The sequence below is a fragment of the Colwellia sp. 20A7 genome, from assembly GCF_009832865.1.
Taxonomy (GTDB): Bacteria; Pseudomonadota; Gammaproteobacteria; order Enterobacterales; family Alteromonadaceae; genus Colwellia.
In genome coordinates this window covers 3,131,825-3,156,197 of sequence record NZ_CP047130.1, presented here as the reverse complement: position 1 = coordinate 3,156,197, position 24,373 = coordinate 3,131,825, and the positions used below count along the sequence as shown (strand labels likewise).

Annotated in this window: 19 protein-coding genes and 1 pseudogene; 15 read left to right on the top strand and 5 right to left on the bottom strand. The window is 36.1% G+C overall.

Going from position 1 to position 24,373, the window contains the following annotated elements:
• Positions 1–93 precede the first annotated feature (93 nt).
• Complete coding sequence (locus GQS55_RS13555) at positions 94–870, bottom strand: alpha/beta fold hydrolase (RefSeq protein WP_159822848.1); 777 nt, start codon at positions 868–870, stop codon at positions 94–96.
• A gap of 215 nt (positions 871–1,085) precedes the next feature.
• On the opposite strand from GQS55_RS13555, the gene seqA reads away from it, so the two are divergent.
• The 3 genes from seqA to astE all read left to right on the top strand — a co-directional run bounded on the left by seqA (position 1,086) and on the right by astE (position 4,611).
• A complete protein-coding gene (gene seqA / locus GQS55_RS13550) occupies positions 1,086–1,667 on the top strand; it encodes a replication initiation negative regulator SeqA (RefSeq protein ID WP_159821021.1) in 582 nt (193 codons plus the stop codon).
• Positions 1,668–1,766: 99 nt separating this feature from the next.
• Positions 1,767–3,431: a phosphoglucomutase (alpha-D-glucose-1,6-bisphosphate-dependent) gene (gene pgm / locus GQS55_RS13545; protein WP_159821020.1), complete on the top strand. Its 1,665-nt coding sequence runs from the start codon at positions 1,767–1,769 to the stop codon at positions 3,429–3,431.
• Positions 3,432–3,492: 61 nt separating this feature from the next.
• Positions 3,493–4,611 carry a succinylglutamate desuccinylase gene (gene astE, locus GQS55_RS13540; RefSeq protein ID WP_159821019.1) on the top strand — a complete coding sequence of 373 codons (1,119 nt, stop codon included), beginning with the start codon at positions 3,493–3,495 and terminating at the stop codon, positions 4,609–4,611.
• A gap of 213 nt (positions 4,612–4,824) precedes the next feature.
• On the opposite strand, the gene GQS55_RS13535 is transcribed toward astE, so the two are convergent.
• Positions 4,825–5,766 carry a 2-hydroxyacid dehydrogenase gene (locus tag GQS55_RS13535; protein ID WP_159821018.1) on the bottom strand — a complete coding sequence of 314 codons (942 nt, stop codon included), beginning with the start codon at positions 5,764–5,766 and terminating at the stop codon, positions 4,825–4,827.
• Positions 5,767–6,040: 274 nt separating this feature from the next.
• On the opposite strand from GQS55_RS13535, the gene GQS55_RS13530 reads away from it, so the two are divergent.
• From GQS55_RS13530 to GQS55_RS13495, 8 genes are all read left to right on the top strand, one after another.
• Positions 6,041–7,093 (top strand): aldo/keto reductase, encoded by a 1,053-nt coding sequence (locus GQS55_RS13530; RefSeq protein WP_159821017.1) that lies wholly within the window; start codon positions 6,041–6,043, stop codon positions 7,091–7,093.
• Between the two features lie 392 nt (positions 7,094–7,485).
• Positions 7,486–8,667 carry a thiamine pyrophosphate-dependent dehydrogenase E1 component subunit alpha gene (locus GQS55_RS13525; protein WP_159821016.1) on the top strand — a complete coding sequence of 394 codons (1,182 nt, stop codon included), beginning with the start codon at positions 7,486–7,488 and terminating at the stop codon, positions 8,665–8,667.
• 2 nt (positions 8,668–8,669) lie between these two features.
• Complete coding sequence (locus GQS55_RS13520) at positions 8,670–9,647, top strand: alpha-ketoacid dehydrogenase subunit beta (protein WP_159821015.1); 978 nt, start codon at positions 8,670–8,672, stop codon at positions 9,645–9,647.
• A gap of 40 nt (positions 9,648–9,687) precedes the next feature.
• Positions 9,688–10,962 (top strand): 2-oxo acid dehydrogenase subunit E2, encoded by a 1,275-nt coding sequence (locus tag GQS55_RS13515; protein WP_159821014.1) that lies wholly within the window; start codon positions 9,688–9,690, stop codon positions 10,960–10,962.
• A 323-nt stretch (positions 10,963–11,285) separates the two neighbouring features.
• Positions 11,286–13,166, top strand: coding sequence for a protein kinase domain-containing protein (locus tag GQS55_RS13510; protein ID WP_236559643.1), 1,881 nt, complete (start codon positions 11,286–11,288; stop codon positions 13,164–13,166).
• 510 nt (positions 13,167–13,676) lie between these two features.
• The gene (gene aqpZ / locus GQS55_RS13505) at positions 13,677–14,378 is read left to right on the top strand and encodes an aquaporin Z (protein ID WP_159821013.1); all 702 of its coding nucleotides are present in this window, start codon (positions 13,677–13,679) and stop codon (positions 14,376–14,378) included.
• A 116-nt stretch (positions 14,379–14,494) separates the two neighbouring features.
• On the top strand, positions 14,495–14,656 hold the full coding sequence (locus tag GQS55_RS13500) for a YqaE/Pmp3 family membrane protein (RefSeq protein ID WP_159821012.1): 162 nt from the start codon (positions 14,495–14,497) through the stop codon (positions 14,654–14,656).
• A gap of 49 nt (positions 14,657–14,705) precedes the next feature.
• Complete coding sequence (locus GQS55_RS13495; protein ID WP_159821011.1) at positions 14,706–14,897, top strand: DUF3185 family protein; 192 nt, start codon at positions 14,706–14,708, stop codon at positions 14,895–14,897.
• A 120-nt stretch (positions 14,898–15,017) separates the two neighbouring features.
• Here GQS55_RS13495 and GQS55_RS13490 read toward each other — a convergent pair whose 3' ends face one another.
• From GQS55_RS13490 to GQS55_RS13480, 3 genes are all read right to left on the bottom strand, one after another.
• On the bottom strand, positions 15,018–16,304 hold the full coding sequence (locus GQS55_RS13490; RefSeq protein WP_159821010.1) for an NAD(P)/FAD-dependent oxidoreductase: 1,287 nt from the start codon (positions 16,302–16,304) through the stop codon (positions 15,018–15,020).
• A gap of 268 nt (positions 16,305–16,572) precedes the next feature.
• Positions 16,573–17,649 (bottom strand): patatin-like phospholipase family protein, encoded by a 1,077-nt coding sequence (locus GQS55_RS13485; RefSeq protein ID WP_159821009.1) that lies wholly within the window; start codon positions 17,647–17,649, stop codon positions 16,573–16,575.
• 342 nt (positions 17,650–17,991) lie between these two features.
• A complete protein-coding gene (locus GQS55_RS13480; protein ID WP_159821008.1) occupies positions 17,992–20,100 on the bottom strand; it encodes a TonB-dependent siderophore receptor in 2,109 nt (702 codons plus the stop codon).
• A 245-nt stretch (positions 20,101–20,345) separates the two neighbouring features.
• On the opposite strand from GQS55_RS13480, the gene GQS55_RS13475 reads away from it, so the two are divergent.
• The 4 genes and pseudogenes from GQS55_RS13475 (at position 20,346) to GQS55_RS13460 (ending at position 24,368) form a co-directional block, all read left to right on the top strand.
• The gene (locus GQS55_RS13475) at positions 20,346–21,479 is read left to right on the top strand and encodes a PepSY-associated TM helix domain-containing protein (RefSeq protein WP_159821007.1); all 1,134 of its coding nucleotides are present in this window, start codon (positions 20,346–20,348) and stop codon (positions 21,477–21,479) included.
• Between the two features lie 58 nt (positions 21,480–21,537).
• On the top strand, positions 21,538–21,777 hold the full coding sequence (locus tag GQS55_RS13470) for a hypothetical protein (protein WP_159821006.1): 240 nt from the start codon (positions 21,538–21,540) through the stop codon (positions 21,775–21,777).
• Between the two features lie 348 nt (positions 21,778–22,125).
• Positions 22,126–23,333 (top strand): annotated as a pseudogene (locus GQS55_RS13465) (IS256 family transposase).
• 153 nt (positions 23,334–23,486) lie between these two features.
• Positions 23,487–24,368: an IS982 family transposase gene (locus tag GQS55_RS13460; protein ID WP_159818812.1), complete on the top strand. Its 882-nt coding sequence runs from the start codon at positions 23,487–23,489 to the stop codon at positions 24,366–24,368.
• Positions 24,369–24,373: the final 5 nt, after the last annotated feature.

The following is a 24,373-nucleotide window of genomic DNA, read 5'->3' as shown; positions in this document are numbered from 1 at the left end:
ACTCATTTATTTTCATTGATATTAGGGCACAATTTCAAGCTTTTTTGTAAGAAAAATTGTTTAACTTGTCCAAAGAGTATTGTTTAAGGTTTACTAATTTAAGAAATCTAATACTAATTTATTAAAGGCAACTGTTTTTTCAGCATGTAACCAATGACCAGCCCCTTGTATTATTTTGGCTTTCGCATTAGGAAAAATAGTATTAATAATGCTTTGATGTGCGGGTAAAATATAATCAGAACTTCCACCTTTAATAAATAACGTTTCTCCAACAAAGGGTTTTTCATTATTATTTACATTAATCTCAATGCCTTGCATTATTTCCTGATATCCTTGCTCAATATTAGTTAGGTTACACTTAAAAGCAAATTGGCCTTGTGCATTGAGAGATAGATTACGAAGTAAAAACTGTCTTACGCCTACATTTTCTACATATATAGCTAATTGATCATCAGCATCTTTACGTTTTTTTATGTTAACTAAATCTATCGCTTGTAAACCTTGAATAATAGTTAGATGGTGAGCTGGATATTTAACAGGAGCAATATCTGCTACGATAAGTTTTTTCACTCTTTTAGAGAATGATAGCGCAACCTGCATTGCAATTTTCCCCCCCATTGAATGGCCTAAAATATGGCAAGATTCAATGGATAAATCATCTAGTAGGCTTATAACATCTTGCGCAAGATCTTTGTAACACATACCTTCGCGGTGAAATGAATTACCGTGATTCCTCACATCAATACTAGTGACACAATAGTGTTGGCTTAAACTCTTAGCAACCATGTTTAAGTTTTCTAAGCTGCCAAATAAACCATGAATCAGTACAATATTTTCACCTTGGCCAAGCTGTTGGTAATTTAAGTGCAGATCATTTAGTGGTGACAAGTTCTGTGATGTCATTTTATTTTTAGGCCGTTAACGTTTAATTTATGACAATTTTATCATGAAATATAAAATAATTTTTATTTTATACCAAGTAACTATCTTATTTCTGTGTGTTTTTCTCGTTGAATTCAGTACCCTTAATTAATTTAATTGGTATAATCTTGGGGCAATTAAAAAATTATAGAAGTTAATGATAAATGAAAAATATTGAAATAGACGATGACCTATATCTTCACATTGTTGCCAATACACAGTTTATTGGTGAGAATGCTTCAAGTATTTTGCGTCGTTTACTTAAGCTTAATGAGACAACTCAGCAAACAGTTTTGTTAGAAGAAAGTGCAGACAAAGACATTATAGAGAAGCCTTTATCAGATAATCTGGTTGATAATGAATCTGATACTGGTGAAACAAGTGATATTGAAGCGCTTGATAATAACTCTGAAAGTGTTTTTAACTTTATTAATAAAGAAGAACTTGCAATGCAGCGAGGCGCTGTTGGACGATTTTTACTTATTTTAGCTGCACTCTATCGAGCTCATCCAAACCGCTTTAGGGTTGTAACAGAAATTTGTGGTCGCGATCGTTTGTATTTTGCTAATTCAGAAGCGGAATTAGCCGCTAGTGGCAGCAGTACTAAACCAAAGCAAATACCTGACAGTCCATTTTGGGTATTAACCAATTCAAATACAACGCGTAAAAAAATGATGCTAACGAAAGCTGCAACATCTCTTGGTTATAATAATGTAGACGTAGAAAAAATTAGAGAATTACTTTAACGTCTAAAGTAACGTCTTAAGTTATGCATACGCTAATTCAAATAGAGCACATACAAGTAGATTAATATAAATCATAAGCCGATTAACAAAAGGAATAATATGTCAGTTCATCCACACGCAGGTAAGCCCGCTCGCCCTGAAGATAGAATTAATATTGGTCAGTTAGTTAGCGACTATTTTTTAAAAGTACCTGATGTAGCGATTACTGCTCAGCGAGTCAGTTTTGGTACTTCGGGACATAGAGGTTCGTCTGCTAAAATTAGTTTTAATGAAGCTCATATTCTTGCAATATGTCAAGCGGTGGTTGAATATCGTCATGAACAAAAAATTACCGGGCCGCTTTTTTTAGGTAAAGACACCCACGCTTTGTCAGAGCCGGCTTTTGCTAGCACTATCGCTGTACTTATTGCCAATGGCGTTAATGTTGTTATTCAAAATGATTCACTGTCTGGTGGTGGTTTTACACCGACCCCTGTTATCTCACGTTTAATTATTAGTCATAATAAGATTGAGAACCAAAGTGATTTAGCTGATGGTTTAATTATAACGCCTTCACATAATCCTCCTACAGATGGTGGCATTAAATATAACCCACCTCATGGTGGTCCTGCAGAAGGTGAAATAACGAAACAGATAGAACAAAGAGCAAATGCGTTAATTAAAGCGGGTTTGGTTGATGTTAAACAAATACCTTTCGCTGATGCTATACAATCGCCATTGCTAGATCAGCAAGACTTTATTGAACATTATGTAAGTCAACTTGATCAAGTTATTGATATGACGGCCATTGCAAAAGCAGGTGTTCGTATAGGTGTTGATCCTTTAGGTGGCTCAGGTATTGCTTATTGGCCAGTTATTGCCCAAAAATACGGTCTTAATATTGAAGTAGTTAACCCGGTAGTTGATGCAAGCTTTGCGTTTATGCCTTTAGATAAAGACGGCAAAATTCGTATGGATTGTTCGTCGCCTTATGCGATGGCTGGTTTAATTGCCATGAAAGATGATTTCGACATTAGTGTTGGTAATGACCCTGACTTTGACCGACACGGTATAGTGACTAAGTCTGGTGGTTTAATGAATCCTAACCATTATTTAGCGGTCGCGATTAATTATTTAATGACTCACAGAGATTGGCCAGCAGATTGTAAAATAGGTAAAACGTTAGTTTCAAGCTCGTTAATAAACCGTGTTGCTAAAAAAATAGCGCGTCCTTTATCAGAAGTACCTGTTGGCTTTAAATGGTTCGTTGATGGTTTACACGATTCAAGCTATGCCTTTGGTGGTGAAGAAAGTGCCGGGGCAACATTTCTAGCCCGTGACGGCAGTACATGGACTACCGATAAAGACGGTTTTATTATGGCCTTGTTAGCGGCAGAGATTTTAGCGGTAACAGGGAAAGACCCTTATCAGCATTATCTTGCGTTAGCTAAAGAGCTAGGCGAGCCTTGTTATGGTAGAGTTGAAGCAGTCGCTACTTTTGAACAAAAGAAAGTGCTAACGGCATTATCAAGTAGTGATATTACGGCAGACGTATTAGCCGGTGAGAAAATAACTGAAATTCTTTCACATGCGCCAGGCAATAATGCTGCTATTGGTGGTATTAAAGTAGTTACCGAAAATGGCTGGTTTGCTGCTCGTCCGTCGGGTACCGAAGAAATCTATAAAATATATGCTGAAAGCTTTATTGATGAAGCACACTTGCAAACAATTATTAAAGAAGCACAAGACATTGTAAGTGCTGCTTTTAAAGCTGCAGGTTTGTGATCATTGTTACAAATTCAATTTTCTTTCGGTGTAAAATACAAAAAATCATAAAAGGTTAACCATGGCATACCCGCAAGCACAATTGTCGGCAGAGGAATTAAAGAAAGCATTATTAACAAGTGGTGATTTTTTACACCTCACTCGCAGCCATGAATTTTCAATGGCTGCTGTTAATTTTGAGGTTGTTTGTCGTCACAGCTCAGCGAAAACAAAGGTCTCAGTACTTGATACAGGAATTTTGGTTTTTGAGCCATTAAGCCATAGTTCAAGCAAAGATATTGTTTTATCAAGCGCTGTTCACGGGAATGAAACCGCACCAATTGAAATTTGTAATGAACTTATTAAGCAAGTTATCTTAGGTGAATTACATTTAGAGCATAGAACCTTATTTATTTTTGGTAATCCGGCGTCTATTAATATTAGTAAACGTTTTGTTGAAGAAAATTTAAATCGCCTCTTTTCTAACGGACATTCTATTGACCAAGGGCAGGGGGCAGGTTTAATAAACAAAGAACGTCATCGTGCTTTATTATTAGAAAACACGGTTCGAGATTTTTTTATTGCTGGCTCTGAACAAGCTAGCTTAACTACTAGTAAAGCAATTGAACGTTTTCATTACGACTTACATACTGCTATTCGTGGCTCTAAAAATGATAAGTTTGCTGTATATCCGTTTAGACAAAATAAACCTTGGGTGAAAGCTCAGCTGCAATTTATGCTTGCTTGTGGCATCAATACTATTTTGTTTTCTAATTCACCTACTACAACGTTTAGTTACTTTTCGTCGAATGAATTTGATGCGCATGCTTTTACTGTTGAATTAGGTAAAGTGATGCCTTTTGGCGAAAACGACATGACAAAATTCTTAAAGGTGAAAGCGAGTTTGTCGGCACTCATTTCAGAAAAATCGTTAACGTTACCTGAGTATAATGACGATGATTTTAGTTTTTTTGAAATTGATCAAATTATTGATCGACAATATGAGAACTTTAAACTGCACTTTGCTGATGATGTTGAAAACTTTACTGATTTTCCTATTGGTACTGTTATTGCCACTGATGGCGATAAAGCAATAAAAACTAAGAAGCAGGGGGAAGCAATTATTTTCCCAAATACTAATGTTGCTATTGGCCAACGTGCTTTGTTAACGGTAATTCCTGTGGTTGTTAATCCAGAATAAATGCTTGTTTTAATAAAAGTTAACATAAAAATAAGCATAGAATAACTAATAAAAAATGAGGCTAAGGTCTCATTTTTTATTGCTGTGTACTCACTTCTTAGTTATATGCGTATACTCAGATTCAAGTATATTCAGGTTAAATATACTCAGGTTAAGTATATTCAAGCTAAATATATATTCGTTACTTTATCTTGATTAGCTTAGGCTGACCGCTTAATAGCCTAATTGAGTATTTACCGTCTCTGGAATGATCAAAAATTCACGATAATTCTTTATATTGTCAGCCGCAACTTTTATTGATGAACTCATATCTGTTGGCGCTGAAATATGCGGAAGCACGGTTATATTTGGATTGCTCCATATAGGATCTGTGACAGGTAATGGCTCATGTTCAAATACATCAAGCACGGCATGTGAAATATGTCTACTTTCTAATAACTCAAGCATTGCCTTAGTGTCGATAATAGCACCGCGAGAGAAGTTTATTATTTTGGCTCCCCAAGGAAGTAACGTTAATAAAGGTGCGTTTAGTAAGTGATGTGTTTCAGCGGTAAGTGGTAATAAACTGATCAAAATATCACTATTTTTAACAATAGACTGTAAACCACTATTACCGGAATAACTCTTTATTCCTTCAAGCTGTTTTGGTGTTCGGCTCCAACAACTTACTGGGTATTGTAATTGTTGTAGGCTTTTTAAAGACGTTAACCCTAAATTACCTGCTCCTAATACACCAACACGTATATCTTTAGCTGCTATGTAAGGTAATTGTTGCCATTGTTTATTACGTTGCTGTAGAGCATATTCCGGCATGTTTCTATGTAAATATAAGGTCCAGGCAACAACCGCTTCTGCCATAGTTTTTGCCAATTCAGGATCAATTAATCTTACAATTTTAATGTATTGAAGGGATTTTTCACTCATTAACTTTTCTACACCAGCCCATAGACTTTGTATCCAAATTAAATTTGGAAACTTAGCAATAACACTTGGATCAGGATTTGCAACAATGGCAATATCAACATATTGAAATTCATCCTCACTCATGTGTTCAGGCAGTAGAATGGTTTCCTCAGGTAATTGCTGGCTTAAACATGATAACCATTGTAATTGGGCCTTATTGTCTAACCGACTTATAAAAACAATTTTTTTCATGTAAGAAATACCTTTTTATAGTAGAAGTAACGTTAATTAAATAGTACTAACCAAAAGAAATAAAAGTACATGCTAGCTTCTATTCTCAACGACTATCTATTGTGAATATCTTATTAATAATAACATTTAAAGCTGTATTATCTATCCCATTATGCGAATATACTTTTATCAAAGAAACGATCAAAATAGTTTATTAAATGTTGCAACGTTATATGTAATTTAGAATTGTTTTGTTAGTTTTTATATACACTTATTATCAGGTTATAAAAAATTTATGAAGTATGTTCCGTTAGGCAGTAGTTCGTTAAATGTTTCTCGCGTTTGTTTAGGTAGTATGACTTGGGGAGTACAAAATAATCAGCAAGATGCTAATGCTCAAATTGACTATGCATTAGCGAAGAATGTTAACTTTATTGATACCGCGGAAATGTATGCAGTGCCGCCATCAGAGCAAACCTATGGTAAAACAGAAGCGATTATTGGCAACTGGTTAGCAGCTAATCCAACTAAACGTAAAGATATTGTACTTGCATCAAAAATAGCTGGACCAGGTTTTTCATATATACGTGAAGGAAGCCAAATTTCAGGTAAAACAGTTATTGAAGCGATTGATACTTCGTTAGCGCGCTTACAAACCGATTATATTGATTTATACCAGTTACATTGGCCTAACCGTACTTCGCCGCATTTTGGTAAACATTGGCCAAATAGCGGTGGTTTCCTAGCAGAAGATACTGCTGAAGAAACCGAGAAAATGTTAGATATATTGCAAGGGTTAACGGATAGCGTTAAAGCAGGAAAAATCCGGTATTGCGGTCTGTCAGACGATACACCTTGGGGAATAAGCCAATATTTACGTTTAAGTGAAAAACATGATCTACCACGTATGGTGTCAATTCAAAATGAGTTCAACTTATTACATACAAAAGACTGGCCTTATTTAATTGAAAGCTGTGTTCGTGAAAACATTGCTTACTTACCTTGGTCGCCGTTAGCGACAGGGATATTAACGGGTAAATATCTAAATGGAGCTCGTCCAGAGGGCAGTAGATGGACTTATATGCAAAGAAATGGCTTATTTAGAGATACAGAAAATAGCAATGCTGCTGCTCAAGCGTATGTTAATTTAGCGAATAAGTTTGATATAACTCCGGCAGAATTAGCCTTGGCTTGGTGCGATCAAATTAGAGGCGTTACTTCTACTATTATCGGTGCAACAACCTTGCAACAGTTAGAAGACAATATAGCCGCATTTAGCACTGAATTACCTGAGCTGTTACTAATTGAAATTAATAATATTTTAAAAAAATACCCTGCTCCTTTTTAATAAACGATCCTATAATTGCAAACGTCTTTATCTTCCTGTTAAAGTCGAAAATACAAGTATGTATCACAAGCCATACTGACTTTGAAACATATTAAACATGAGCTGCTTTTATTAAAGTGGCTCATTTTATTGACAAATAATTACAACTCCCTTCCTACTGTAAACATTTTTGCTCACTTCTTACAAAAATAGACCAACCTCATTACCATAGAATCTTGTTAATCAGTTTACGTAAAGGTAAAGTTTTGTTCGAAAGTCAAACATTATTGACTATACTTCTATAGCGATAAATAAAATGTGCAAATAAAAAAATATAAATTATTTTTAATTATCGTTTAATAAATGCTTGTTAAATTATGATTAAAAAAAGCACAACACAATAAGAGAATGTTATGAGCAATGAACTTTATAATGAGGGACCGGTAGTACACAAACCTACCTTTATCGACGGTACAAGTGTTGAAATTCCTGAATTAAAAATTTTACAACAAGACGGCACTGTTTATGAAGGCAGTGATATGCCAGATATGGATGAAGCATTAGCTGTCAAAGTATATAAAACCTTTGCTTTTCATCGAGTCTTAGATGAACGTATGGTGGCATCACAGCGCCAAGGTCGTTTAAGCTTTTATATGGCGGCGTTAGGTGAAGAAGCTGCAAGTATTGGTGGTGCTGCAGGTTTGAAGCCACAAGATATGATTATGAGCCAATACCGTGAGCAAGGCGCATTAATGTTTCGTGGTTTTAGTCTTGAAAACTTTATGAATCAAATGTTTTCTAACGATAAAGATTTAGGTAAAGGCCGTCAAATGCCCATTCATTATGGTTCAAAAGAATTGAACTATATGACTATTTCTTCTCCTTTAGGCACTCAAATTCCACAGGCAACAGGTTATGCATATGGACAAAAGCTGCAAGGCTTAGATGCAGTAACGCTATGTTATTTTGGCGAAGGTGCAGCATCAGAAGGTGATTTTCATGCAGGTTTAAATATGGCTGCAGTACATGGAGCACCTGTTATATTTTTCTGTCGTAATAATGGTTACGCAATCTCAACACCATCAGATGAACAATTTAAAGGTAACGGTATCGCTTCTCGCGGTGTTGGTTATGGTATTAAAACACTACGTGTTGATGGTAATGATATTTTAGCTGTAGTTAAAGCGACCCAAATCGCGCGAGCGTATGCGTTAAAAGAAAATGCGCCAGTGTTAATTGAAGCCATGTCATATCGCTTAGGTGCTCATTCTACTTCTGATGATCCTTCCGGTTATCGTACTCGCGAAGAAGAACAAAAATGGCAGGCTAATGATCCTATTTTGCGTATGAAAAATTGGATGCTAGCACAAAATTGGTGGGACGAAGCAAAAGAAACAGCACTGTATGAAAAACTAAGAGAAAAAGTATTAGCCGCAGTGAAGGTCGCTGAAAAAATAGAAAAACCTCATATCGATACCCTAATTACAGATGTTTACGATGTGCCATCAACGCAGTTAAAAGCGCAGTTAGAGCAAGTTAAAACACATATAAATAAATACCCAGAAGCCTATCCATTTACTGCAGGGAAATTTTAGTTATGGCACAAATGAATATGTTACACGCGATTAATAATGCCCTTGATATTGCGATGGACGAAGATGAAAGCACATTATGTTTTGGTGAAGATGTCGGCCATTTTGGTGGTGTATTTCGAGCGACTTCTGGTTTACAAGATAAATATGGCAAAACGCGTTGTTTTAATACGCCGTTAGTTGAGCAAGGTATTATCGGTTTTGCTAATGGGTTAGCAGCTCAAGGATCACGTCCGATAGCTGAAATTCAATTTGCTGATTATATTTTTCCAGCGTTTGATCAAATAGTGAATGAAGCAGCTAAATTTCGTTATAGAAGTGGTAATGAATTTGATGTAGGTAAACTAACCATTCGCTCACCTTATGGAGGTGGAATCGCTGGTGGATTATATCATAGCCAATCACCTGAAGCTTATTTTGCGCATACGCCTGGGCTAAAAATTGTTATACCTCGTAATCCTTATCAAGCTAAAGGTCTACTATTAGCCTCGATACGTGATGATAATCCTGTTTTATTTTTTGAGCCTAAACGTCTTTATCGTGCCTCGGTGGGGGAAGTACCAACAGAAGATTATCAATTACCAATAGGCAAAGCTGAAATAGTACAAACAGGGAGTGACATCACCTTACTTGCTTGGGGCGCTCAAATGGAAATTTTACAAAAAGCGGCTGATTTAGCTGCTAATGATGGAATTTCTTGTGAAGTAATTGATTTACGTAGCATCTTACCTTGGGATGTGGAAACAATTGCCAATTCTGTTATTAAAACAGGTCGTTTGCTGGTTACCCAAGAAGCGCCATTAACGGCAGGCTTTGCTAGTGAAATAACAGCAACTATTCAACAAGAATGTTTTTTACATTTGGAGTCGCCTGTAGAGCGAGTGTGTGGATTAGATACACCTTATCCATTAGCACTTGAAAAAGAGTACGTTGCCGATCATCTGAAAATTTATGAAGCCATTAAACGCAGCGTAAACTATTAATTTACGAAATAATTTCTGATTAAGAAAATAGGAAAAGAATATGAGTATTGATTTTATTTTACCTGATATAGGTGAAGGAATTGTTGAATGTGAGCTTGTTGAATGGCTTGTTGAAGAGGGTGATCAAGTAGCTGAAGATCAACCTATTGCGGATGTAATGACAGATAAAGCATTAGTACAAATACCTGCAATGTATTCCGGCGTAATAGAAAAGTTATTCTATAAACAAGGTGAAATAGCGAAGGTTCACGCACCGCTTTATTCTATGAAGCCTGATGATTTACAATCAGATGAAACGTTGATTCAACAACCGGCTCAAGCTAATAATATTAAGCCGGTTGTTGAATCAAGCAATGAAGCGTTAAGTGAAAGTATTACTGAGTCAGCTCTAGAAAATAACCATAAATTAAGTAAAGGTAAGGCTATCGCTAGCCCGGCAGTGCGCCGTGTTGCACGTGAATTAGAGATTAATATTAGTGAAGTGACAGGATCGGGTAAAAAAGGTCGTGTATACAAAGATGATGTGGTTGCTTTTGAACAAGGTGGCAATAATAACTTTACTTCTGCTCGAACATTATCTCCACAGGTAGAGCCTAATTACGTTGAAAAAATAAGAGGTGTTAAAGCGTTAATGGCAAAAGCCATGGTTGAATCCGTTAGTACTATTCCTCATTTTACTTATTGTGAAGAAATTGACATGACGGAGCTGATAAAGTTACGTTTAGCCTTCAAAGAAGATCCTACTGTTAAGGCTGTCTTGGAAGAAGCTGATAGTAAATTGACGATGATGCCATTTTTCATGAAAGCTATTTCGTTAGCGCTGAAAGAGTTTCCTGTGATTAATAGCCAAGTAAATGATGACTGTACCGAATTAACTTACTTTAATGATCATAATATTGGTATGGCGGTAGATTCAAAAGTTGGTTTGTTAGTCCCTAATGTTAAACAAGTACAAACTAAATCAATTTTAGATTTAGCGATTGATATTACACGCTTAACTAATGATGCACGAAGTGGCAGAGTGCAAAGTAGTGACTTAAAATTCGGCACTATAACAATCTCCAATATTGGTGCTATTGGTGGTACTGTTGCAACACCTATTATCAATAAGCCTGAATCGGCTATTGTTGCCTTGGGTAAAGTACAAGTGCTACCAAGGTTCAATGATAAAGGTGAAGTTGAAGCACGCAGTATTATGCAAGTTAGCTGGTCTGGTGATCATCGTGTTATTGATGGCGGCAGTATTGCCCGTTTTTGCAATTTGTGGAAATCATTTTTAGAAAAACCAAGTAATATGTTAATTCATATGAGTTAATTCATATGTGTTAATTTTATTAAGTAATGATAGATTATTGATTTAAGTTTTATTTTTATTTTTATTTTTAATTTATAGAGCATCGCTCGTAGATAATAATTCATAGGTAAGTTATACATTAAAATACGCTCAAACTGAGCGTATTTTTGTATCTGAAGATGAGCTTTAGTATAAATATCAGATAATAAAACTTGCTAGAGTATGTATACTGAACTGAAGGCAGTTGTTATAGACTAATTGTTATAGATAGTTTTTATAGATAGTTTTTATAGACAGTTCTTATAGATAGTTTTAGAGAATAATGCAGGGTAGGCTATATTTTTGTGACCGAGATCTTAATTAAAAATAATACAAAAAATGAAGAAAAAAAGCTCCAGCATTTCTATATTGCTGAAGAGCAATCTATTTACCTGTTAAATCACAAAGATGCGACAAAACTAAAGAAGTGGGTTGATCTGTGCCAACAACAACTGAAGTTTCTTGGTTATCATAATATTGCGCTGTTGGGTAAAGGTGCTTATGGCTTTGTTTTTTCTGCAGTAAATATTGCAGATGAAGAGGTTGTTTTCAAATTCTCTCGTGCTAATTTACCTCAGCATGTTCAAGATAGATTGAGTGAAGAAGCCGATATTCAAGGCCAACTTAATCATCCTAAAATCCCTAAAGTGATTGATTATCAGAAAATAAAACGTCAATCAATTCTACAAATGACGCGAGCAAAAGGCATTGATTTAGATAAACTATCCCATCAACAAGGTCCTCTTGCCCCTGAGTTAGTCGTTAGCATTGCCATTCAGCTAGCTGAAATTCTGCTTTATTTACGCGACGAAAAGACACATCAATACAGCCAGTCTAAAGGTAAACCCTATGTGCATGGCGATATAAAGCCTTCAAACATTGTTTTTGATAAAAATACAGGGTTAGTGCAATTGATTGATTGGGGATCGTCTGTTATTGCGCAGCTTGATGTAAAAGGACAAAGCACCAGTAATAATGTCATGGACTTAATGAGCAGTGATTTACAACACAGCAATGCTAGGTTAGGTGATGTTTACTTTATCGGGCCAGAGCAAATTAGCGGTGGCTTGTCTTCGCCACGTTTTGATGAGCAAGGTTTAGCTGCAACATTGTATGCCATAGCATCGGGGCAATCGTGTCGATATGGCACTAAAATCATCGAACCAAATTCGTTAGGTTTACCTAAGATGTTAGCAAATGTGCTAACGGCTATGTTGAGTGATGATGAAAAAAAACGTTGTGAAGCAGGCGATTATTTTTTCAAAAACTTATCTTATTTGAAGCAAATAGTGTTGTCAGACAAACCTACGGTTATTAAGTCTGATGTGCTTATACCTGTGTGGATTAAATCAAAATCAGCGAGTAAAACGGGAGAAATTGACACCGTTGTTTATGGCTCACGTAAATCATTCTTAAGAGAAGAAGCTAATGGCGATAGCTTAAGTGATATTGATGATGTGCAGCTAGAAAAATATTATAAAAACTATTTAATGGGCATGGGTGATAATGAAAAAGCCTTTATTGCTGCACTTAGTCGATTAGGTAATTTCCCTGTTGTTGGCGGTTTAGCTATTCGTTGGGCCAAAGAGGGTGTTTATGTTGATTCAAACTTAACCTTGTTTGATCCCAGCTTAAAATACTCTTTTGAAAGTGCAGTGAGTAATATGATTCACTTAGCGCAAGGGATTTTTCGTATTGGTGTGTTTAAGAGTTGCTTATTTAATGCTAGAAATACCCTTCATATTGAACGTAATAATCCAAACAAGCCTTTTATCGCCGACCCTAAGCAATATATACCGTTTGAAGTGAGTGATGTTGCTGATATTGACGATGTCACCCGTCTTCATTCTTATTTTGAAGATGGTAAAGATCCTGATGAGTATCTATATTTACCTGAACAAATGATGGCAGTATTGGCGCGTATTAACTTGATACACCACACTGGTTGTATCATTTTTGAGGTATTACCCAAGCATTTAAAAATACACAGTTACTTGATGTTACTTAATCACGATAAAGCTGAAGAATTTAGTCAATGCTTAGCAGAATTAATGGCACTACTACCAACTATTGACGGCATTGGCATTTCAGGTTTTATGAAACTGCCTTATAAAGACACTCGCTTTTTTGAACATATTAATAGCCTACCAGAACGCTTTTATCCTAAAAACCCTAAGCTAAACTGAGTTAAGTTTACTTAAGTTTTAAATCATATTTCTTAACTTTTTAGACCTTCATAAACTTGATTATCCAACTATTTTTCTCAATTTTCATATCATACCAATCTCACTAGCTATGTGATCATTTCTACTTGCTAAAATCACCAACTACATCGTTATTTATTTAATAATTAGAACAACTAGTTATTGAAATAAATGCCTTATATTTGTCAATTTTTTCTACGTATAAAATTGTTCACCTAATTAATGAAACTGGTATAAGTTTTTTTTAATTGATAAAAAATTGTGACTTTTGAATTTATCATCCGTTATATAGCTAGCACTAAAATAGTGCCTAAAAATAAAAACATTACTGTTGGCATCTTAAAATATGTCATATGCCAGAAATTAAAGCATCAAAAACTAGTAGGACAGCTATGTAGTTAATTTTGTAGATAGGAATGGCTCAATCATCGACATGATATACAACAAGACACAACAGAAAACTATTTTCTATAATTATAAAAAGGGATAAAAATGACATTAACAAAAAAATTGGGTGCTGAGTTTATAGGGACTTTTTGGTTAGTACTTGGTGGCTGTGGTAGTGCCGTGCTTGCAGCAGCATTTCCAGATGTTGGTATTGGATTATTAGGCGTTGCTTTAGCATTTGGTTTAACTGTATTAACAATGGCATTCGCTATTGGGCATATCTCTGGTTGTCATCTTAACCCTGCTGTTTCAATTGGTCTTTGGTCAGGTGGTCGATTTTCAGCTGCCGAACTGGGTCCATACATTGTTGCACAGGTTGCCGGTGGTCTTGCAGGAGCTGCAGTGTTGTACATTATTGCTAGTGGACAAGCGGGTTTTGATGTTACGGCCGGTTTTGCATCGAATGGTTATGCGGAACACTCACCAGGGGGCTATAGTTTAACTGCTGCATTAGTTAGTGAGATCGTGATGACTTTTATGTTTCTTATCATTATCTTAGGTGCTACAGATAAACGTGCCCCACAAGGGTTTGCTCCTTTAGCTATTGGCCTTGGTCTTACATTGATTCACCTTATTAGTATTCCTGTCACAAATACATCGGTTAATCCGGCAAGAAGTACAGGTGTTGCAATTTTTCAGGGAGACTGGGCAGTATCTCAGTTATGGCTTTTTTGGGTTGCACCTATTGTAGGGGCTGTATTGGCTGGGATAGTTTATAAATGGTTTGAAGCTGGCGACAACGCTTAAATACAACTATGCTCACTGGTAAGTAAGTTGCTTTATTTTTTAACTTAAAAAAAGCACTTGTATGCCAATATGATCAGGAAAATTTTTATTCAAATGATGACAAGGAAATATATTTTATGAACAAACTAATACATATTATTTTAGCTTTGCTATTACCACCTGTAGCAGTATTTTTGAAAAGTGGTGTAGGTAAAGATTTATTAATAAACATTATCTTATGTTTATGTTTTTATGTCCCAGGTATTTTACATGCCCTTTGGTTGATAACAAAAGATTAGTGCTATATGTTTCTTGCATATAAGCAACAAGGTTAATTAGGAGTAAAAAATGAATAACAGAACTATTGGTGTGATCCTTATCATCGCAGGTGCGGCTCTCGGTTTATGGGGCTACGATATTTATGATTCAGCTAGTTCTCAGCTAAGTCGTACTTTAAATGGTGATACGCCTATTGAAGCTTGGGCTGGAATGGCTGGTGGAGCAATTGCAGTTTTAGCCGGTATTATAAAAATAAAGTAAAATCTTTAGCTTTATTTAGGTAGTGAGAATCGATTAGCAGACAGCTTGCTGATTGTTAGGTAGGTTGAGATAAATCTCGACCTACCTTCTATCCTTTGAAGTAGGGATAACTATTCAATCTTAATGTAATTTTAGCCTAGGGCGTAAAATACGATTAATTCGTTCAACTAGCATCATCAAGGCAGTTTTAATATAACCGTGCAGTGCAACCTTATGCATGCGATATAAAGAGGCGTAAACTAAGCGTGCTAAGCTTCCTTCAACTTTCATTGAACCTTTAGTAAGGCTTCCCATTAAGCTACCCACAGTACTGTAATTACTAAGGGAAACTAATGATCCATAGTCGGTGTATTTGTACTCTCTAAGTGGCTTTTGTTTAAGTGTGGCAAAAATATTTTTTGCTACCAACGAAGCCATTTGATGAGCTGATTGAGCGCGAGGAGGAACAAAACCACCTTGCGGTAGCGGGCAACTTGCACAATCACCAATGGCATAAATGTTATCATCGAACGTTGTTTGTAATGTTTGCTTAACGACTAGTTGATTAATACGATTCGTTTCTAATCCCCCAATATCTTTTAAGAAATTGGGTGCTTTAATACCTGCAGCCCATACAATTAAGTCAGCCTCAATAAGTTCGCCATCTTTCGTTATTAAGCCTGCTTTTGTTGCTTCAGTCACCATTGTTTTAGTACGAACATCAACACCTAGTTTAAGTAATTCTTGGTGTGCAGAGCTAGAAATACGCTCTGGCAAGGCGGGTAATATTTTTTCGCCAGCTTCTACTAGGCTAACCTTTAAGTCAGTGTTATTAATATGCTCAAAACCATAACTTGAGACTTGCTCTAATGAGTTATACAGCTCAGCCGAAAGTTCAACACCTGTAGCTCCTGCGCCCACAATAGCAATACTGACCTTATTGGTTTCTTTAACGCCTAATTGCAAATACTTATTAAGCATTAAATGATGAAATCTTTTTGCTTGTTGAGGGTTATCTAAAAATATACAGTTATCACTAACACCCTTTGTATTAAAGTCATTAGTGACACTGCCTAATGCCATCACTAATATGTCATAATCTAGTGTGCTTTCTGGTAATATTTCAGTGCCATCAGGATCAATGATTTTATCTAATTGGATAATTTTTTCTGCGCGATCAATATCTTTTAATGCAGCTAGTTTGAAATTAAAACCATGACTCTTTGCATGCACGCGATAACTTAACGCATCAATACCATCATCAAGTGACCCTGCTGCAACCTCATGTAATAAAGGTTTCCATAAATGCGTGTGGTTTTTGTCTACTAAAGTTATATGAGCCTTACCTTTCCTACCTAGTTTATTGCCAAGTTTAGTGGCAAGCTCTAACCCTCCGGCTCCGCCGCCAACGATAACAATTTTATACATGGTATTTCCTCTCATATTTTTAGATTATTCATTAATATGCAAGCACAACATACTGTTAGTTAATTATTTTCGCTTATTTATTGCGGATTAGCCATCGTTTAAACTATGGATAAAACTCATCCGTTAGTATAGTTAGCATAGCTATTTCGCATGTCTAGGGCATTTTAGCAAAGTGTATGTAAGCAATTAAAAATAAAATCACCAACTACCATACATAATATCAATCAGTCTGCTGATTAAGCTAAAGATAATAGGTTAAGAGAGTAAATTAAAAACGCTGAATTTTATTGGTATCTTGTTTAACAATAAACTCATTAAATGCATCTGCTAATCGGTCTGTTTCGCTCAATACTTTAAGCCAATATTTAATACGAGTAGGGGCGTCTAATGTTTTAAAGTCATTTCTATCTGGAATTTTATTATAAGGTAATGATTGGATAAATCTTTCTGAAGGCACTAGTAATACGGTGTTTTCATAATGTTTATTTAGCACTTGACGAGACGAGCTTTTATCAAACCAACCCGCTTTAGGTTTATCACTAAAATGAGGGTATAGCGTAAGGTTATCGAGTTGTTTTTGCTTGGTACCAATCATTTGTTCATTGTGAAGTGCAAAGTCAAAATGATAATCAATAATGCCACCATCTCTATAGGTACCTTGGGGAGAATTAGCAATATTTTTAATGCCAGACATTACCATGGGAATTGAGCCTGAAGCGAGAAGGGCATCAGGAATATTGTCTTGGGTAAAGTCTATGTAGTGACTAGTAAAGTTGTATGGATCATTTACGATCAAATTGCTTGATTTAGGACGATAGATGAATCGTTCATATTGGTAACTTAATAAACGTCTATCTATTTTATTTAATAAAATACTACCAAGTAAGCCAGCGCATTGAACCGCTTTATTTTCATAGCTTGTCAGCCCGTTACACTTAGCGACAATAAAATGTGCTTTGAAAATGTTATTACTTAATACTTCATTTACACCGGATGTGCCAAAAATATGGGACAGCATATCAACAGCTGAATCTGATATATCAGCAGTGGTCGGCTTATCGTCATACACAGTACGCGCGTACTTATCGGCTAAACGAGAAATAGCCGCTACAGGATCTTTTTGCGCGAAGCAAGCCGCACGAAATGCTCCAGCACTAGAGCCGATAAGGTTTAATTCTGTAGTGCGTTCTTGAAAGAAGTCACCGAATAGGTATTTATCTAAGCCGAAAAGCGTAAACCATTTAGGACCACCGCTAGCCCCTAAAAAGTTAGTAAACAGTTCTTGTTTAAAGCCATTTTCTTGAATAGTTGTTAAGGCGTTTTCGCCTGCGTAAATGTCTAGCATAAGTTATTAAATGGTATCGTTTAATTGAGTATTATTTTGGCGCGATAGATGATTGATATTACATTTAAATAAAGTATTAATCATAATTCTTTCTAATGCTTTGAATAATAATGGTGTTCTTGTTAATTTTTACAGTATAGCGAGGGAATTAGAAGATGAGAACAGCTTATGTAACAGCTTATAAGGAGCTTCGTAGCATAGGCTTCAATAATACAGATTATAAAAAATAAACGCATTAACTATTTAACATGACCAAACAGGAGTTAATCGTGTTCAGGATGAATTATATTTAATGCGTTAAAATGAATGTTTTTAACGTTAATTTTACCTTAAAGCTAAAGATTAAAAGCTATAAGTTAAGCCAACACTTGCTGTGATAGGAGCACCATAAAAGCCTACGTTTTTCAGGCTAGTAATATATTTTTCATCGGTGATATTATCAATATTTGCTTGTATAGCGAGATCGTTAGATACATTCCAGCGAGCAAAGGCATTAACCAATAAGTAAGAGTCTTGCTTAACAGAGCCTGTCGCATTCTCTACTTCCGATTGCCATCTACCACCTAAACCAAGTTTTAATTCTGGCAGCTGCGGTAAATTATAAGCTAAGGTAAATTTAACGGTATCTTTAGGCTCCCATGCACTGGTGTTATCACCAAGCTCATCTTCTATATCTAAAAAGGTGTAAGCAAAAGTAGCATTTAAGTTCTCAGTGATATTACCCGCAACTTCTAACTCGAAACCTTTAGAGTCCATTGTTGCACCTTCATAGTAACTATTTCCTAGCTCGTCACGTCCTGCAAAAACAGCGATATTCTCTTGTTCAGCACTAAATATTGAGAAAGTAGTCAGTAGGTTATCGTCAAACCATTGCGTTTTTACGCCTATTTCGTAATTAACGCCTTTGCTAGGATCTAAAAATTGTCCCTCGATATCATATTGCTCTAAAGGTTGATAAATGTCTGAATAACTTACATAAAGGTTAATATCATCAGTAATAGAATACGTTACGCCAAGATAAGGGCTAATTTCATTCTCTTCATTGTCAACTTCACCGCCTGAGTTGTAACCTTTACGAGTATAATCAATAGCATTAAAGCCAGCGATTACAAATAAGTTATCCGTTACATTTAACTTGGTTGAACCAAATACGCGTGTAAGTGTTACATCAAGATCTGCATAAATGAATTTATCAGACCATTCAGGCTCTGGAATAGCATTTAGCGCGTAAGGAAAAGCAGGCGTAAAGCCGTAAGCGGGTGTTGTTTCTTTATCATAAGTGCTAGTGAGTGAAACATCCGTACTTTTAGAGTTACTTGCGCCGAACATGAGTTCATGTACCTTACCAAACAAGTTAAATTCACCTTTAACGGTTAGATCAAATAAATTAGCACTAAATTCTGAATCATATAAACCTGGTTGACTTGCCAAACCTAAATTAGTTTCACTATCAAAAATACCATATGCGTCAGTAACGTATAGTAATTTACTTTGGTCATCAGATTCTTGTCTATTGTAGGTAGTTTTAATTTCCCAATCATTATCAAAGGTATAAGTATATTCAGCAAAAAAGTTAGTGTTGACGGCATCCCACATGGTCCACTCTTGCGTTGGGCTAGTACCCACATCAAAATCTGCTTGTGTGCCATTAGCATAAACCAATGGTAGCCCGCCCCACATAACACCATCACTATTAGCATCTTGATGTGATGCACCGAACGCCAATGTTGAATTATCAGTTAATTGGCCATCAACGACAAAAGAAAGGTAGGTACGATCATCTTCTAAGCCATCAAGGTATGAACCTGAATCTTCTGCAACAGCAACAACGCGTGCAGCCCAGCTACCACTGTCAGTTAAAAAGAACGAATAATCGGCTTGTAAACGTTTAAGATCGTACGAGCCTAAAGTTACACCTACTTCGCCCTCATTTTCATTGGTTGGTCGCTTACGTACATAGTTAACTGTTCCTGCAGAGTTACCAACACCAGTTAGTTGACCATTGGCACCACGAATAATTTCTATTTTTTCATAACCGTAACTTTCCATTGCACCGGTAACTAGACCCCAGCCATTAGGCAGGCCGATACCATCAACTTGTGTGTTTTTAATATCAAAACCACGTGCGGTATATCGAGTACGATTAGTTTCACCCTGTTCTACGGTAATACCTGTCGCCATTTTCATAACGTCATTAATACTATTAGCAGCAAAGTTTTCAATTTGTTCAGCGCTTATAACACTAATTGATTGTGGCGTTTCATTAAGCTCCATACTTAAGCCAGTAGCACCTTGGCTAACTCGGTCTTGACGAACGCCAACAATAAGTATTTTTTCAACGTTGTCGTTCTCTATTTCAGCAGTTTTTTCTGACTGGGCTTCTTGCGCATAAGCAGGCAGTCCCATCGCTAATATCAATGCTGAAAATGCAAAAGTACGTTTGAGTTTCATGTTTATTCCTAGTGAATTTATTCTATTTGGAGAAATTTTTTCGCTATTATACATACCGAAAACAATAATACAAATGATAATCGTTGCTATTTGCGTGTTAAGTAGATGTTAATGTAAATTAATATAGTTCCGAGAATATTTACTTTTTACAAATAATAATAACAATGATTATTAATTGAGTCGGTTGTAGAAAATATTATTATAGGCACTTATTCAGTTTTTATAATTATCAATACGGTAAATTTATGGCAAAGCTCAGCAATCGGTTCTGGCTTCAACTTCATGGCTGGTTTTCATTGCCCGTATGGCTGTTATTTTGTTTTGTTTGTCTTACCGTTATCATTGCCGTTATTAGCCAAGAGTTGATTTGGTTAAGTAATCCTAATTCACGGGCAAACAATCCTGAAAATTATGAAATGAAAAGTGCGCCAGAATTAATTTCTATTGTGCAAAAAACTCACCCTACAGCAAAAATAACAACTGTGATGACATTTGAGCCTTATCTTATCCATGCGATTGTTTTTACAGATATAGATAAACCGCAAGCTATTGCTTACATCAATCAATACACTGGCGACATACAAGGTGTGTATCAGGATATAACGTTCAATGGTTTTATGCGCTCTTTGCATGGTTGGTTATTATTTCCTTGGGAGAGTAATTACAGTATTGGTTATTACATTGTATGCGCTATGGCTTTTTTCATGCTTGGCGCTTTGATTACCGGATTAGTTATTTATAAGAATTTTTGGCACGCTTTTACACAACCTAAGCTTCGTCTAAGACAGGGTAAAAAAACGCTATATGGCGACTTACACCGTTTAGCTGGCGTTTGGTCTCTTTGGTTCTTACTGCTGATGAGTCTCACTGGGTTATGGTATTTAGTTCAAGCCGTCTTGTGGCATGCTGATTATGACATAGAGCCACATTCACCTATTGCGACTGTAGAACAACTCCCATTAAGCAATAAAATTGATACCTTCGAAAAAACCTCATTGACTCGTGCGTTAGACATAGCCCATAAAAAATTCCCAGATTTTGAAGGGACGTATTTAATGCTGCCTGAACATAATCGAGATACCTATAAATTATATGGTAGTGGCGATTTTATTTTCTATGACAAATATTCTTATGGTGTCATTGTTAATCCTTGGACGGGCGATGTGGCAGGTGAGAGGGATCCCGATAAGATGACAGTGGTACAAACATTATCGCATATTGCTAATCCGTTGCATTATGGAACGATTGGTGGAATATGGACTAAAATTATTTGGTTTATTTTTGGTGCTTTGTTAACTGGCATGTCAATTACAGGCTTTTTAATGTGGGGGAGTCGTACAGTAAAGGCAAGAAAAAAAATAAAGAGGCCATTGTCATAACTAACACAAAGAATAGTTACGATGGTAAAGACGCATTCATTGAACAGGAAATAAAATAATGGCAGATGATTATCTTAAAGAATTTTTGGGTGAAGACCGCTCTTTAATTAAACCAGTAGAGGATGAAAAACGTCCTAGTTGGGCAGTTGATGTTGAAACATCAGGGAAGGCTTACGATGCAATTATTAAATTTAAGAAAGCTAAATTGCGATATATCAATGGACATTCAGATGAGAAGGACTTTAAAAACAAGTTCAGTTATAAGATATCAAAAGCAGAAGTAGCTGAAGAAATGTGAAAAAAACCGCAGCCAATTTTCAGAAGTGTTAGTTATTCGGTGAAACTTTCAGATTGCTATGATGACGTTAATGATATATTAGAAAAGAAAAAATAATTAAAAATAATTAAAAATAAATAAACCTAAATATGGGCTACAGCACTTATCAAAAGATGAAATTAAAAAGAAAGCCCAAAAACAAGAAAAGGATTTAGTAAAATTTCAGAAGAATAATTGTGAAGAATTATACGCACGACTCTTAAGTAATATGCCTTTAGATATAAAGAAAACCTTGGTTGAGCCTGTAACAGATTTTGTGTAAGTACTTTTCATCAGTTACCCTAGTGGTATCAAAGAAAGGTACAACACATGAACCATAAAGAACTTGAAGCTTTTGCAAAAGAAGCCGCAAAAAGTATTAAAACAGGCGAAGATTTAGATAAATTCAGAGCTATGCTAACCAAGGTTACTGTTGAAGCGGCACTAAATGCCGAATTAGACGACCACCTTGGTTACGCTAAACATGAAAAAACGAGTACGCCCAACAACCGTAACGGGTTTAGCGCTAAAAAAGTTAAAACCGAGGACGGAGAGTTTGAGCTAAATACACCACGTGACCGTGATGGTAGCTTCGAGCCGCTCCTCGTAAAGAAAAATCAAACACGATTCACCTCTATGGACGACAAGATTTTATACCTTTACGGCAAAGGTATGACGACGCGCGATATCGTCGACTCGTTTGATGAATTTTATGGCGCAGAAGTCTCTCCCACCTTAATTTCTCGTGTGACCAATGCGGTAATTGAAAAAGTCGATGAATGGCAAACAAGGCCGTTAGAGCCTGTTTATCCTATCGTTTATATGGACTGTATCCGTCTAAAAATCAGAGAAGATAATAAGGTTATCAACAAAGCGGTTTATTTAGCGCTAGGCGTTGATGTCACAGGGCAAAAGGACTTACTGGGTATGTGGTTCTCTGAAAATGAAGGGGCTAAATTCTGGCTTAATGTGTTGACCGAGCTCAAAAACCGAGGCGTTCAAGATATCCTTATTGCCTGTGTTGATGGTTTAAAAGGCTTTCCTGATGCCATTAATACCGCCTTTGAAAATACTCAAATACAGTTATGTATTGTACATATGGTAAGGAATTCGCTGAAATTTGTGCCTTATATGATTATAAAGCGGTAACCAAAGACCTAAAAACGATTTACCAAGCCATAAACGAAGAGCAAGCATTGAAGGCATTAGATGCATTCTCAGCACGCTGGGACGATAAATACCCAAGCATATCAGCTTCCTGGCGACGTCATTGGGATAATCTCAATACCTTATTCATTTACCCGAATGATATCCGCAAGGCTATATACACAACGAATGCGATAGAATCGTTAAACAGCGTTATACGCAAAGCGGTTAAAAACAGAAAGGTATTTCCCAACGATGACTCAGCTAAGAAAGTTATTTACTTAGCCATTACTCAAGCATCGAAAAAATGGACTATGCCAATAAGGAATTGGAAATCGGCCTTGAATCGTTTTATGATTGAATTCGAAGACCGTATTTCAGACTATATTTAAAAATGGTACTTACACAGATATTGTTACAGGGTCCCTTGGTTTAAAGTAAGTAACCTCAATTCTGGATAAGAAGATAAAAAATTGAACTAAATACCCACCTAGCGATCAGATCTTTCGACCAAGAAACGATTTGAAAGCAAATAAGGTGGGCAGATGGATAATTTAGTGGAAATATTTTGTGATGTCGATGATTTTTGTCATCAATTTTCACCTAAATGGGAAGCACAATTGCTATCAGACGGTACTCGCAAGCGTAGACGTAGTTCGAAAATGTCTACCAGCGAGCGAATGAGCATTATGATTGCATTTCATCAGTCAAATCATAGAGATTTCAAAAACTTCTATATTGGTTTAGTCCAACGATACTGGACTGATGATTTCCCAGAGCTGCTCAGCTACACTCGTTTCATCAATACAATGTCAGATCTTATTGTACCAATGTGTGCTTACTTTCAAACGGTGAAAGGTGAGCCAACAGGAATTGCATTTGTAGATTCTACAAGCCTAAAGGTATGTCACAATATCCGTATTCCACGTAACCGTGTATTTGCAGATACGGCTAAGCGAGGAAAAGGAACAATGGGCTGGTTTTTCGGCTTTAAGCTTCATCTATTGATTAATCATAAAGGTGAAATCCTTGCTTTGAATATTACGCCGGGCAATACAAATGACCGAACTCCAATACCTGACTTATGTAAAAATCTTACTGGTAAGCTATATGCAGATAAGGGATACATTGGAAAAAACTTGAGCCAGACATTAAAGGAATCAGATATTGACTTAGTGACGACCGTGCGAAAAAATATGAAAGCTAAAGTAATATCAGCCTTTGATCGGGCAATGCTATCAAAGAGATACATAATAGAGACAGTGAATGATCAACTTAAAAACATATCTCAAATAGAGCACAGCCGCCATCGTAGTGAAACAGGTTTTATGCTTAATGTAATTTCAGGAATAGTTGCTTATTGTTTAAAAAGACAAAAGCCGTGTATTAAGTTATCGGATAGGGAACAGTCCATTATGAGTGCTTAAAATGC